11 protein-coding genes are annotated in these 13,216 nt (G+C 71.9%); 1 reads left to right on the forward strand and 10 read right to left on the reverse strand.

Annotated elements, in window-relative coordinates; translation table 11 throughout:
* Nucleotides 1-37: 37 nt before the first annotated feature.
* From hpnH to ACWCXB_RS08340, 9 genes are all read right to left on the reverse strand, one after another.
* Complete coding sequence (gene hpnH, locus ACWCXB_RS08300; RefSeq protein WP_450720313.1) at nucleotides 38-1,060, reverse strand: adenosyl-hopene transferase HpnH; 1,023 nt, start codon at nucleotides 1,058-1,060, stop codon at nucleotides 38-40.
* Nucleotides 1,061-1,065: 5 nt separating this feature from the next.
* Nucleotides 1,066-1,746, reverse strand: coding sequence for a phosphorylase family protein (locus tag ACWCXB_RS08305; protein ID WP_450720315.1), 681 nt, complete (start codon nucleotides 1,744-1,746; stop codon nucleotides 1,066-1,068).
* The gene (shc, locus tag ACWCXB_RS08310; protein WP_450720317.1) at nucleotides 1,747-3,747 is read right to left on the reverse strand and encodes a squalene--hopene cyclase; all 2,001 of its coding nucleotides are present in this window, start codon (nucleotides 3,745-3,747) and stop codon (nucleotides 1,747-1,749) included.
* Nucleotides 3,748-3,917: 170 nt separating this feature from the next.
* Complete coding sequence (locus ACWCXB_RS08315; RefSeq protein ID WP_450720575.1) at nucleotides 3,918-4,910, reverse strand: polyprenyl synthetase family protein; 993 nt, start codon at nucleotides 4,908-4,910, stop codon at nucleotides 3,918-3,920.
* A 104-nt stretch (nucleotides 4,911-5,014) separates the two neighbouring features.
* The gene (gene hpnE / locus ACWCXB_RS08320) at nucleotides 5,015-6,451 is read right to left on the reverse strand and encodes a hydroxysqualene dehydroxylase HpnE (RefSeq protein ID WP_450720319.1); all 1,437 of its coding nucleotides are present in this window, start codon (nucleotides 6,449-6,451) and stop codon (nucleotides 5,015-5,017) included.
* Nucleotides 6,448-6,771: a hypothetical protein gene (locus ACWCXB_RS08325; protein ID WP_450720321.1), complete on the reverse strand. Its 324-nt coding sequence runs from the start codon at nucleotides 6,769-6,771 to the stop codon at nucleotides 6,448-6,450. Before ACWCXB_RS08325 ends, hpnE begins: the two co-directional genes overlap by 4 nt.
* Nucleotides 6,771-7,709, reverse strand: coding sequence for a presqualene diphosphate synthase HpnD (hpnD, locus tag ACWCXB_RS08330; protein WP_450720323.1), 939 nt, complete (start codon nucleotides 7,707-7,709; stop codon nucleotides 6,771-6,773). The genes ACWCXB_RS08325 and hpnD overlap by 1 nt, the downstream gene beginning before the upstream one ends.
* A gap of 8 nt (nucleotides 7,710-7,717) precedes the next feature.
* Nucleotides 7,718-8,686 (reverse strand): squalene synthase HpnC, encoded by a 969-nt coding sequence (gene hpnC / locus ACWCXB_RS08335; protein ID WP_450720325.1) that lies wholly within the window; start codon nucleotides 8,684-8,686, stop codon nucleotides 7,718-7,720.
* A 338-nt stretch (nucleotides 8,687-9,024) separates the two neighbouring features.
* Nucleotides 9,025-9,756, reverse strand: a complete 732-nt coding sequence (locus ACWCXB_RS08340; protein WP_450720327.1) for a TetR/AcrR family transcriptional regulator — start codon at nucleotides 9,754-9,756, stop codon at nucleotides 9,025-9,027.
* Nucleotides 9,757-9,849: 93 nt separating this feature from the next.
* Here ACWCXB_RS08340 and ACWCXB_RS08345 point away from each other — a divergent pair, with 93 nt between their 5' ends.
* Nucleotides 9,850-12,054 (forward strand): MMPL family transporter, encoded by a 2,205-nt coding sequence (locus ACWCXB_RS08345; RefSeq protein ID WP_450720329.1) that lies wholly within the window; start codon nucleotides 9,850-9,852, stop codon nucleotides 12,052-12,054.
* Nucleotides 12,055-12,427: 373 nt separating this feature from the next.
* On the opposite strand, the gene ACWCXB_RS08350 is transcribed toward ACWCXB_RS08345, so the two are convergent.
* Entirely contained in the window at nucleotides 12,428-13,216 is a 789-nt protein-coding gene (locus tag ACWCXB_RS08350; protein ID WP_450720577.1) for an ABC transporter ATP-binding protein, read from the reverse strand.

Genomic DNA, 13,216 nt, shown 5'->3' on the forward strand with positions numbered 1-13,216 from the left:
GACGGCGGGCGGCACGGGACCGTCCGCCGGCCCCTCCTCATCCGCGGTTTCCGGAGACCGTCTCCTTGGCGGCCCGCAGCGACTCCTTGAGGGAGCCCATGGTGGCGAGCACGGCGGTCGGCTCGTAGCCGCAGTGCGCCATGCAGTTCGCGCAGCGCGGGTCCTTGCCGCGGCCGTACTTGCTCCAGTCGGTCTCCTCGACGAGCTCCTTGTACGTGGGCACGTATCCGTCGCTCATCAGATAGCAGGGCCGCTGCCAGCCGAAGAGCGAGTAGTTCGGGATCGCCCACGCCGTGCACGGGAAGTCGACCTTGCCCTCCAGGAAGTCCAGGAAGAGCGGTGAGTGGTTCAGCCGCCAGCGCCGGCGGTTGCCGCCCGCGAAGGCCTTCCTGAACAGTTCACGGGTCTGCTCGACACCGAGGAAGTGCTCCTGGTCGGGCGCCTTCTCGTAGGCGTACGCGGGCGAGATCATCATTTCGTCGACCTTGAGGTCGTCGTTGAGGTAGTTCAGCACCTCGATGATGGTCTGCGGAGTGTCAGTGTTGAAGAAGGTGGAGTTGGTGGTGACCCGGAAGCCGCGCCGCTTGGCCTCCTTGATGGCCTCCACCGCCTCGTCGAACACGCCTTCCTTGGCGACCGACTCGTCATGGCGCTCGCGCAGCCCGTCGATGTGGACGGCGAAGGCGAAGAACGGCGACGGACGGAACTCGTCCATCTTCTTGCGCAGCAGCATGGCGTTGGTGCAGAGGAAGACGTACTTCTTCCGCGCCACCAACTGGCGGACGATCTCGTCGATCTGAGGGTGCATCAGCGGCTCGCCGCCGGCGATGGAGACCATCGGGGCCCCGGACTCCAGAACCGCGCCGACCGCCTGCGCGACCGGCATGCGCTGCTTGAGGATTCCCGCCGGGTGCTGGATCTTTCCGCAGCCCTCGCACTTCAGATTGCACGCGAACAACGGTTCCAGCTCCACGATCAGCGGGAACTTCTCACGCCTGCGGAGCTTCTGTTCAAAGAGATAGGTCCCGATTTTGATGGTCTGACGGAGCGGCATGGCCATCTGGCTCACCTCCTGGGGAGCAGCAAAGAACGGTGCCATTCATAGAAAGCGGGAAGGACGGCACGGAGAACGCGGAAGGCTGATATTCCACCGCGCACCGTGCCAATGCGGACCAGTTCATGCTCAGGAGCGTCCACGACCACCCGGACGGCCGCAACAGGGCGTGGCCCGGCACTCAGCGCGCTGTGGAGCGTGGCGGCGGACTCCATGTCCACCGCGATCGCTCCGCCGGCCGCCAGCTCGGCCCGCTCATGGCCGCGTACGACATGGTCGGAGCCGGTCAGCGGGCCGGTGTGGACGGTGCGCCCGGGCACCGTCCTGGCCAGCTCCCCCACCAGCAGCTCGGTGCCCGTGCACGGCGTGGCGCCCCGGGGGCCGCGGGTCTCGTCGGCCACGACCAGATCGCCTGGGTGCATGCCCGGGGCGAGTCCGGCACAGAAGCCGGAGGCGATGACCGCCGCGCCGCGCCGTCGCTCGTCCTCAAGTGCCCGTGCGACGGCACGCTGTGCGTTGGCGGGGCCCATGCCCGTACGGAGTACGGTCACCGGGCCGGGCGCGCCGCCGCGGCCTCGCCCGCTGCCGCGCAGGGCGAGCCGCTCGATGCCGAGCGCGCAGGCGATCAGCAGCGGCGGCACGGTGGATCCGGACGGTCCGGTGGCGCCGGACGGCTCCGTGGCAGCGTCCACTCAGCCCCCGTTCCGGTCGGCGAAGGGCTCTCCGTGCACATAGCGGCCGAGTGCCGTGAGCGGGAAGACCTGCCGGTACAGGTGGTAGTTGATGGAGAAGTCCCACGGGAAGCCGGTGCCGGTGAAGTACGGCTCGTCCCAGGAGCCGTCCTCGCACTGTGTCTCCGCGAGGAAGGCGATGCCCCGCTCGACCGCCTTGCCGTCCCGCTCTCCTGACGCAAGCAGGGCCAGCAGCGCCCAGGCGGTCTGGGACGCGGTGGAGGCGCCGTGGCCGATCGCGGACGCGTCCCGGTAGGAGCGCAGGTCCTCGCCCCAACCGCCGTCGTCGTTCTGCACGGACTCCAGCCACCGGACTGCGCGCCGGATCGCGGGGTGCGCGGTGGGCAGTCCGGCCGCGGTCAGGGCCGGTACCACCGAGCCGGTTCCGTAGACGTAGTTGACGCCCCAGCGTCCGAACCAGGCGCCGTTCGGCTCCTGTTCGGCGAGCAGCCACTCGACTCCCCTGCGGGTACGGGGATGGTGGGCCCTGCCCTCGTGGGCGAGCATCTCGACGACGTGGGCGGTGACATCGGCGGACGGCGGGTCGATCACCTCGCCGAAGTCGCAGAACGGCAGCCGGTTGGGGAACGGGCTGGTGTTGTCGGCGTCGAACGCGCCCCACGCTCCGTTCTTCGACTGCATCCCGAGCGTCCAGTTGCCGGCCCGCGCGATCACGGCCTCGACCCGCGAGGGGTCGGGGTGCCGCACCCGGCGCAGCGCGAGGATGACCTCGGCGGTGTCGTCGATGTCCGGGTAGTTGTCGTTGTGGAACTCGAACGCCCAGCCGCCGGGCGGGAGCCCGGGCTTGCGCACGGCCCAGTCGCCCCGCTTGACGACCTCCTCGGCGAGCATCCAGTCGGCGGCCCTGACCAGCGCGGGGTGGTCGGCGGGCAGTCCGGCGTCGGCGAGTGCGATGGTGGCGAGGCAGGTGTCCCAGACCGGCGACTGGCAGGCCTCGATCATCCTGGCTCCGTCGTCGCGCCAGACGGCGAAGCGGTCCAGCGACTCCAGGCCCGCGCGCATCACCGGGTGCTGGAGGTCGTAGCCGAGCAGATGCAGGGCGATGACCGAGTAGACGGCGGGGGGCTGGATGCCGCCCCAGCAGCCGTCGTTCTCCTGACGCTCGACGATCCAGCGTGCCGCGCTGCTCATGGCCGCGCGGCGCAACGGGCGCAGGGCGACCTTGTGGTAGCGGTGCAGCAGCTTGTCGAGCCGCTGGAACGCGCCGTCCCAACTGGCCGCCGGGGCAAGGGGCTGGGGCGGATTCGGGTGGCGGGCGTCCCTGTGGAGCTCGTCGAGCGCGAAGGGTGCGGGCCGGACGGGGCGCTTCGCGGAGACGATGGTGAGCGGCACAATGGTCTGCCGCGCCCAGCAGCCGAAGTCGTAGATGTTGAGCGGGAACCACGAGGGCAGATAGATCAGTTCGGGCGGCAGCTCGGGCAGGTCGTCCCACTTCCACCAGCCGAAGAGCGCGAGCCAGATGCGGGTGAAGACGCGACTCGCGGCGATGCCGCCCTGTGCGCGGACCCAGTCGGCGGCGCGGGCCATGTGCGGGTCGTCGGGCCGGTCGCCCGCGAGGCGCAGCGCGACATAGGCCTCGATGGTGGTGGAGAGCTCTCCGGGTCCGCCGTAGAAGGTGGCCCAGGTGCCGTCCTCGTGCTGTTCGCCGCGGATGAAGAGCGCGGCGGCCCGAGTGGTCTTCTCGTCCTGGATGCCGAGGAACTGACGGAGCAGCAGGTCTTCCGCGTCCATCGTGACGTTGGTCTCGAGGTCGCCCTTCCACCATCCCTGGGGGTCCTGGCGGCTGAGGAGGTACTCGATGGACCGCTGTGCCGCCCGTGCGGCGGCCGAACAGGTGTCACCCCCCGCGGAAGGTGGGGCGGGAGGTGTGTCGGTCGGTTCGCTGGCCGCGGCTGCGCGGGGTCCCGGGGCCCCTGTGCTTCCGTCGGTCGTCGCTGTCATGGCTTCCCCTTCGTGCAGTCGGATCTCTGCTGCTGCGGGTCTGCCGTCGGCCGGTGCCGGACATGGCACCGGCCGGCGACTGCGAGCTCATATGCGGTTGATCGTGATCATCTCCGAGGCGTGACCGTCCCGTCCGTACGGCCTGATCGGCCGGCCAGGCGCGGCCGTGCTCATCTCTTGCGTACGACGACGAAGTCGGCGAGTGCGACGAGCTGCGCCCTCACCCGGTCGGGCATCTCGACCCGGTCCAGTGCCCCGACCGCGATGGCGTGCTGCCTGCGGGCCTCCTGGGAGGTCCACTCGCGGCCGCCGGCCTCCTCGATGAGGGCCGCCCTGGTGGCGAACTCCTCCTCGGAGAAGCTGTCGAAGTCGTTGCTCTTGGCGTCGGCCGCGAGCAGCTCGCCGAGCCGCTCGGAGGCGGGGCCGCCCGCCGCGAGCGCGGCGACGACCGGCAGGGACTTCTTGCGCTGGCGCAGATCGCTCCACGTCTGCTTGCCCGTCGAGTCGGGGTCGCCCCAGATGCCGAGGAGGTCGTCCACGGCCTGGAAGGCGAGCCCGAGGTGGTAGCCGTACGCCTCCAGCGTGTCGGCGGTGCGGTCGTCGGCGCCGCCGAGCACCGCGCCGATGGACACGGCGCAGGCGAGCAGCGCGCCCGTCTTGTTGCCCTCCATCTCCAGGCACTCCTCGACGGTGACCCGCTCGCGGTGCTCGAAGGAGATGTCCTGCGCCTGCCCGTCGATGAGCTTGCGGGTGGCGGTGGTCAGGCGGCGTGTCGCGCGGCCGGCCTCGACGGTGCCGAGCTCCAGCAGGATCTCGTTGGCCAGCGCGAACAGCGCGTCGCCGACGAGGATGGCCTGCGCGGGGCCGTGCACCTTCCACACGGTGTCGCGGTGGCGGCGCTGCTCGTCGCCGTCCATCAGATCGTCGTGGAGCAGCGAGAAGTTGTGCACCAGTTCCACCGCGACGGCGCCGGGGACACCGACCTCCGGCGCGGCCCCGGCCGCTTCCGCGGACAGCAGCGCCAGCGCCGGACGTACGGCCTTGCCGCCGTCGCCCTCCGCGGGGCGGCCCTGGGCGTCGATCCAGCCGAAGTGGTATGCGGCGACGGTGTCCATGGGCGGCGCGAGCCGGTCCACGGCAGCGCGCAGCACCGGGGTGGACATGGTCCGCCCGCGTTCGAGCAGCGCGGTGACGTCCGCGATGTCGACAGCCGGGTTCGCCGAAGGCGCAGTCGGCACGTTCTCTCCTCTGGTTCCAGGCTCAGTTCTCATGCCGCCTCCTTGAGCGGATGTTCATGGCGGCGGCCGAGGTCGGTGAGCGCGGCGCCGGCGGCGGTGAAGCCGCTGCGTACGGCGCCCTCCATGGTTGCGGGCCAGCCGGTGGCGGTCCACGATCCGGCAAGGTACAGGCCGGGGGCACCGGTGCGCGCGGCGGGCCGGAGCCTGCCCACGCCGGGGGTGGGGGCGAACGTGGCCGTGCGCTCCCGGGTGACGAAGAAGTCCCGTACCTCCGCACGGCGTGTCGCGGGCAGCAGCCGTTCCAGCTCGGGGAGGTAGCGCTCGCGCAGTACGTTGACGGGCGTGTCGATCTCGTCCTCGGCGGCCGACTGGGACAGGGCCAGGTACTGTCCCACCCGTCGCCCGCCACCGCCCGTGCTCGAGGGCCCTTCGGGCCCTCCCCTCAACAGACCGGAGGCGTCGGTGCGGTCGAAGACCCACTGGACCGGAGTGCCGAGCGCGGCGAAGAACGGCCGGCGCAGCACCGTGCGGTCGTAGACCACATGGATGTTGAGGATCGGCGCGGTGCCGATGTCGAGGAGCCGGTCCGGGTTCTCGACCACGCCGTCGGGCAGCAGGGCGTGCGTTTCGCGCTGCGGTACGGCGAGGACGACGGCGTCCGCGTCGAGCCGCTCGGCGCCCGCCGTGACGTTCCAGCGGCCGTCGTCGGTGCGGGTGACGGCGCTGACGCGGGTGCGCAGCTCGGTGCGGACCCCGGCGGAGTCGAGGGCCTTGCGGGCCAGCGTGTCGTGGAGGTCGCCGAGCGGGACGTGCGCCCAGCCGATGTCGGCGGCACCGGGCTCGGAGAGCAGCCCGGTCTTGAAGACCATCGCGGCCAGGCCCATCGAGGCATGGGGCGCGGTGGCGTTGAGGGTGGCGACGCCGACCAGGTCCCAGAGGGCCTCGACGGCGCGCCGGGACTGGCCGTGACGGCCGAGCCAGGTGGCGAAGTCGATGCCGTCGAGGGCCGGGTCGGCGGGGTCGAGCCCCTTGAGTGCGAGCGCGGCGCGCCCGACGGCCGCCCGCTCGGCGAGGGACAGATGCGGATACGTGGCCAGGCTGCCGGCGAGATGCAGCGGAACGGGCAGAGCGGTCCGGCGCAGCCGACCGAGCCGCGGCCCCTTGGGGTGGGCGACGTCCAGCACGGGGACGTCGAGGCGGGGCTGGAGCGGGGCCAGACGGGCGCCGTCGACGCGGTCGAGGAACCAGCGGTAGGCGGTGCAGCAGCGCAGGTAGACGTGCTGGCCGTTGTCGACGGTCAGGTCGCCGCGCCGGAAGGAGAAGGCGAGGCCGCCGAGGCGCGGGCGGTTCTCGACGAGGGTGACGCGCAGCCCCGAGTCGGCGAGCCGGAGGGCCGCGGTGACTCCGGCGAGTCCGCCTCCGACGACGACCGCGTGTCGTTCGGACGTCGTGTCGTCGTGCGTCATGAGCCCTCCCTCCACGCCGGCGTGCCCGTGCGCGGGCCGCCGGTCGGGCGTCGGCGCCGGACGACGTCGTCCAGCGGACCGCGCCCGCTCGTCTCCGGCCGCCGGGCGGCGGCCGGGACCTGCGCGGTGTCCGTCGCCCTGTCCGTGGTCACGGACACGGCGGACATGGCGGACCTCGCGTCGGACACGTACGTCTCCGCGGTCGGCGCGCCGTCCGGCATCCCCACCGCGGCCGTCGCTGTCAGGGACGCACCGCCGTCGCGGAGGGTTGCGTGCCGGTTACGCGCACGCGCGTACCGACGGGACGTGAGGTGACGCATCAGGCACGCCTCCTGACGGTCTGTCGGGAGACATGGCGGGCGTCGAGCCCGGAGAGGCCGCGGACGGCGACGTACGCCTTCTCCCGGCCGGGCAGCGAGACGCGGCCGCGCAGCACGGCCTCGGGGTCGCGCTCGATACGGTCGAGGAGGCGCCGGTAGATCCCGGCCATGGCGGCGACGCAGGCGCCGCTGCGCCGGTCGAGCATGGGCAGCAGCCGGTAGCCCTCGGCGAACAGACCCCGGGCCCGCCGGACTTCGAAGTGGACGAGGCCGGTGAAGTCGGCCCCGGCCGGCGGGCCGACGCGGTGGAATCCCTCGGAGCAGCCGAACTTGGCGAGGTCGTCCGCCGGTAGGTACGTACGACCGTTGGCCGCGTCCTCGCGGACGTCCCTGAGGATGTTGGTGAGCTGCAGGGCGAGGCCGAGCGTGTCGGCGTACTCGGGGGCGCGGTCGGCGCCGCGCGCGCCGGGCAGGGTGCCGAACACGCCGAGCGAGAGCCTGCCGATGGCGCCCGCGACACACCGGCAGTACACCTTGAGGTCGTCCCAGGTCTCATAGGTCTCGCCGCGGACGTCCATGAGAACGCCGTCGATGAGTTCGTCGAGTCCGTCGAGCGGGATCGGGAAGCGGCGCGCCGCGTCGGCGAGCGCGACCGCGACCGGGTCGGTGTCGTCCTCGTCCACGTCGTCGTCGCGGATCCTGCCGAGGAGCTCACGGGTCGCTTCGAGCCGGTCGCGCTTGGCGGCCCCGTCGAGGGCACCGTCGCCGATGTCGTCGACGCGCCGCGAGAAGGCGTACAGCGCCGACATCGCCTGCCGCTTGTCCGTGGGCAGCAGCCGGATGCCGTAGGCGAAGTTGCGCGCCTGCTGTCCCGTGACGGCCTCGCAGTAGCTGTACGCGGCCTGCACCGGCGCGGACATGCGCGTCTGTCCCTCCATGCTCCGGCTCACCCCTCTCTACCGGCTCTACGCAAGACAGCTCCCACTTCGCGGATGAGTCGTGACCTGGTGGGCTTGGGCGGACCGGGGAGTACGTCGTGTCCGGCGGCCGCGATCGCGTCGAGGGCGGCGCGCCCGCCGCCCACGAATCCGGCGAGCAGCAGTCTGAGCCTGCCGTGGACGCTACCCACGAGGGGGGTGCCTTCATCCAGCAGGCGCCGGGCGCGTTCGGCCTCGTACGCGACCAGGGCGCGCACCGACGCGCCCCCGGTGGGCGCCGCCAGGTCGGCCTCGGTGACCTGGAACCGCTTCATGTCCTCGGCCGGGAGGTAGATCCGGTCCCGGCCCAGGTCCTCCGGGATGTCCTGGAGGTGCTCGACGATCTGGAGTGCGGTGCAGATCGCGTCGGAGAGCCGCACCCGCTCGGGGGTGGCGGTGCCGGTGAGGCCCAGGACGAGGCGGCCGACGGGGTTGGCGGAGAGCTCGCAGTACGCGACGAGGTCCTCGTACGTCTCGTAGCGGCCGACGAGCTGGTCCTGGCGGTTGGCCTCGATCAGTCCGAGGAACGGCTCGGGGGTGAGTCCGCAGCGGCGCACGGTCGGCACGAGGGCGCGCAGCAGCGGATGGTGCGGGATGCCGCGGTCGCCGTCGCCGCTGCTCCCGCCGTGGCCGTCGGCGTCGCCGTCGCCGGAGCCGGAGAAGACGCGCCGCAGGTCGGCCTCGAAGGCGTCGAGCATCACGAGCCGGTCGTCGGCCTGCGCGGGGTCGAGGCCGAGATGACGGGCGTCGGCGCCTCCGGGCGCGAGGTCGCCGTCGCCGATGTCGTCGACGAGGCGGGCGTAGCCGTACACGGCCATGAGGTCGTCACGCCAGGCGCGCGGCAGGAAGAAGGGGGCCACGGGAAAGTTCTCGTCCGCGGCCTTGTCGAGTGTGGTGCGCGTGGAGGCGACGGGGCGCACCTGCCGGGTACCTGTCACTGCGGACTGCCCGGCGCGGGGACGGCACTACACACGCGGAGCTGGAGATTTTCCGTCATAGCCGTCACGTCTCCCGTTCTACACTGCCGACCCAATACATCCTATTTCGGACACGCCGCCGGTCTTTCCCGGCAGGGAACCGCCCCGGCGGGCGGGAAACCTAGGGGGTATCGCCCCACTTGCCGTGAATCAGCACCGGTACAGCTTACGTTGTACAACGCCCGGGACCGTGCCGGGGTGTTGCGCGCATTACAAGAACGATGCGATCCAACGCCAACCTTCCCAAGCGGCACAGGACTTGACGGTTGCTTGACATCGGGCGAACCGGGGCTTGACTCTCACTCCGCCTGTGCACCGGTCCGCGCGTCCGGTACGCCGCCGCCGTGCGTCGCGGACCGCGGCGCCGTCAGGCCGGCGACGATCGTCGCGACGGTCCGGTCGATCACGGCGTCGCGCTCCTCGGCCGGCAGCAGCTTCAGCGGACCGTCGAGGATCAGCATCGACAGTCCGTGGGCGCTGGACCACGCGGCGACCTCGGCGGCCGGGCGGTTGCTCTCGGGCATGCGCCCGGTGGCGACCAGGGCGTCGAGGGCCGCGGTGAGCAGGACGAGCGCCCCGAACTCGGGCCCCGGACCGGCCGGACCGAGCCCCGCCCACTCCTCCTCCTCACCGGATCCGCCCGGGAACTTGGGGTTGCAGAACGCGGTCCGGTAGAGGCCGGGCTCCGCGAGGGCGAAGCCGACGTAACCGCGGCCCATGGCCGCGATCCGGGACTCCGCCGCGTCCCCGGGGTCCTCGCAGCGGGGCGCGGCGGTGGCCGCGCGCTCCATCCACTCGACGAGCGCCAGCTGGCCGTGGATCTTCACGGCGTGCAGCAGGTCACCCTGGCCTTCGAAGTGGCGGTACGCGGCCGTCGGCGACACGCCGACACGCCGGGCCGCCTCGCGCAGGACGACCTTCTCCGGGCCGCCCTCGGTCGCGAGGTCGACCGCGGCGGCGATCAGCGCGTTGCGCAGGTCGCCGTGGTGGTAGCCGGTCTTGCCGCTCGTCGTGCCAGAGGTTGTCGCCATGACTTCATCCTGCCCGATGTTGACAGCATAAACATCCACTGGAACAGTGATTGTTAACGCCGTAAACATCGGTGGGAACGTCAGGGGAGGACCATGCTGACCAGGATCGCCGCGCTCGCACTGCGCCGCGCTCGCCTCGTACTCGTACTGGCCGCGGCCGCGGTCGCCGTCATGGCCGTGCTCGGGACCGGAGCATTCGGCAAACTGCTCGGAGGCGGGTTCGACGACCCGGATGCGCCGTCGACAAGGGCCCAGGCCCTCATCGACAAGAAGTTCGGCGGACAGACCGACCTCGTCTTCCTGATCTCGTCCGACGGACCAGCGGCCGGGGGCCTGTCCTCCCCCGCCGTCGAGGAGCGCGGGCGCGCCATCGCCGAGGGGCTGAGGAACGACCCCACGGTGACCAATGTGGTCTCGTACTGGGATGCCAGGAGCCCGCAGCTCGCATCCGAGGGCGGCGACCAGGCGCTCGTCGCCGCCCATGTCACCGGCACGGAGGACGAGCGCACCGACCGCGCGAAGAAACTGACCGACACGTACGCGGGTGACCGCGGCGGGGTCTCGGTGCGGGCGGGCGGACTGGCCGCCATCGGCAACGACGTCACCTCGCAGGTCGGTGCGGACCTCGCGGTCGCCGAGGCCATCGCCGTCCCCGTGACACTCATCCTGCTCGTGCTCGCCTTCGGCAGCCTGGTCGCGGCGCTGCTGCCGCTGATCATCGGGCTGATCGCGATCGCCGGCACCTTCGCCGAGCTCTCCGTCCTCGGATCGCTCACCGATGTGTCGGTGTTCTCCATCAACCTCACCACCGCACTCGGCCTCGGCCTCGGCATCGACTACGCGCTGCTGCTGGTGAGCCGCTTCCGCGAGCAGCTCGCGGCCGGTGACGAGGTCGAGGACGCGGTCGTGACGACCGTCCGCACGGCGGGCAGGACCATCGTGTTCTCGGCCGCGACCGTGGCCGCCGCGCTCACCGCACTGCTCGTCTTCCCGCCGTTCTTCCTGCGCTCCTTCGCGTACGCGGGCATCGGCGTCGTCGTGGTCGCGGTCCTCGCCGCCCTCTTCGTCGTTCCGCCGCTGCTGGTGCTCCTCGGACACCGGGTGAACAAGGGGCGGCTGCCGTGGGCGGCGTCGGTGCAGCGGCCCGACGCCCCCTTCTGGGGACGCCTCGCGGGCGTCGTCATGCGCAGGCCCGCCCTGACCGCGCTCCCCGTGCTCGCCGTGCTGCTGGTGGCCGCGAGCCCGCTGCTGGGTGTCACCTTCGGCACCCCGGACGAGCGGGTGCTTCCCGAGAGCGCGGCGAGCCGCCAGGTCGCGGCCGCCGTCCAGCGGGACTTCGCGGGAGACGACACCGGCTCCGTACAGGTCGTGACGACGGGACCCGTCGCGTCCGGGCCGCTCGGCGCGTACGCGAGCGAGCTGTCCCGGCTCGGCGGCGTCGTCCGCGTGGATGCGAGCAGCGGCACGTACACGGACGGCGCGAGCGGGCAGGCCGGCCCGCAGAACGCGGCACTCGGCCGCCCCGACGCCCAGCGCCTGGTCGTCGTCACCTCCCTCGCACCGAAGTCGGACGCGGCCCAGGATCTCGTCCACGACATCCGTGCCGTGCCCGCACCGGACGGCACCGATGCCCTGGTCGGCGGCGACGACGCGCGGCTGGTCGACTCCAAGGCGGCCATCTACGACCGGCTGCCGCTCGCCATCGGCATGATCGCGGTGTCGACCTTCGCGCTCCTCTTCCTCTTCACCGGCAGCGTCGTGCAGCCGCTGCGGGCGCTGCTGCTGAACATGATCAGCCTGTCCGCGGCCGTCGGCGCGATGGTGTGGGTCTTCCAGGACGGCCATCTCGCCTCACTGCTCGGCTTCACACCGATGCCGCTCGACACGTCGATGACCGTGCTTCTCTTCTGCGTCGCGTTCGGTCTCTCGATGGACTACGAGGTCTTCGTGACCAGCCGGATGAAGGAGCTGCACGACACCGGGGCGGACCGTACGACAACGGTGACGGCGGGCCTGTCGCACACCGGGCGGATCGTCAGCATGGCCGCCGGGCTGCTCGCGGTGAGCTTCTTCGCCTTCGGCACCAGCAGCATCAGCTTCCTGCAGATGTTCGGGATCGGCAGCGGGCTGGCCATCGTCATCGACGCGATCGCGGTGCGCGGAGTGCTCGTACCGGCAGCGATGCGGCTGCTCGGACGCCAGGCCTGGTACGCGCCGAAGGCGCTGCGCAGGCTGCACGCGCGGGTGGGGCTGCGGGAGGCTCCTGCGGAGGAGCCGCGGACCCCGGTGGGCGTCTGACGACGGCGCGGTGCGGGGCGCGGTACGGGGCGCCGGGGACCGCCTGATGGCCTCGGCGAGCTCGCCGACGAGGTCCCGCCGGGCGCGCGCCGTGGACTCGCCGCCGCGACCGTCCGGGAGGGCGGGCGGGCGAGGACGCCGCAGCCGCGGCCCGGTCCGGATGGCTCCGGCACGGGACGGGCGGCTGAGGAGTGACCCGGGGCAGCACCGTGGGCGCCCCGCCCGGCGTGCCGCCAAGGCCGCTGCGGCCCGCGGCCGCACCGCCTGGCACATCTGCCGCGGCACCCGCCCTGCCGCGCCGCTGCCTCACGCAGCACGAGGGCCCCCGCCGGAATGATCCGGTGGGGGCCCTTCCGATGTGCCGGACCGGGGACTACCTGCCGGTCTCCTTCTCGTACGCCTTGATGACCTCGTCGGTCGGGCCGTCCATCAGCAGCTCGCCCTTCTCCAGCCACAGGACGCGGTCACAGGTGTCCCTGATCGAGCCGTTGCTGTGGCTGACCAGGAAGACCGTGCCGGCCTCCTTGCGCAGCTCGCGGATGCGCTGCTCCGAGCGCTTCTGGAACTTGCGGTCACCGGTGGCCAGCGCCTCGTCGATCATCAGCACGTCGTGGTCCTTGGCCGCGGCGATGGAGAAGCGGAGCCGGGCACCCATACCGGAGGAGTACGTACGCATGGGCAGCGTGATGAAGTCGCCCTTCTCGTTGATCCCGGAGAAGTCGACGATGCCCTGGTAGCGCTGGCGGACCTCCTCGCGCGACATCCCCATGGCCAGGCCGCCGAGGATGACGTTCCGCTCGCCGGTCAGATCCCCCATCAGCGCCGCGTTGACCCCGAGGAGGGACGGCTGGCCGTCTGTGTAGACCTTGCCGCTCTCGGTGGGCAGCAGGCCGGCGATGGCCCGAAGCAGGGTCGACTTGCCGGAGCCGTTGGTGCCGATGAGGCCGATGGCCTCGCCGCGGTACGCCGTGAAGGACACGCCGCGCACGGCGTGCACCTTGCGGACGCCGCGCGACTCGCCGCTGCCACGTCGGAGTATCCGGCTCAGGGCCGCGGTCGCACTGCCCCGGCCGCCGCTGCCGCCGTTCACGCGGTACACGATGTGCACGTCGTCGGCGATGACGGTGGGGACCCGTGCGCCGGAGCTCAGGTCTTTCTGCAG

It is taken from the genome of Streptomyces sp. NPDC001514 (assembly GCF_053597075.1).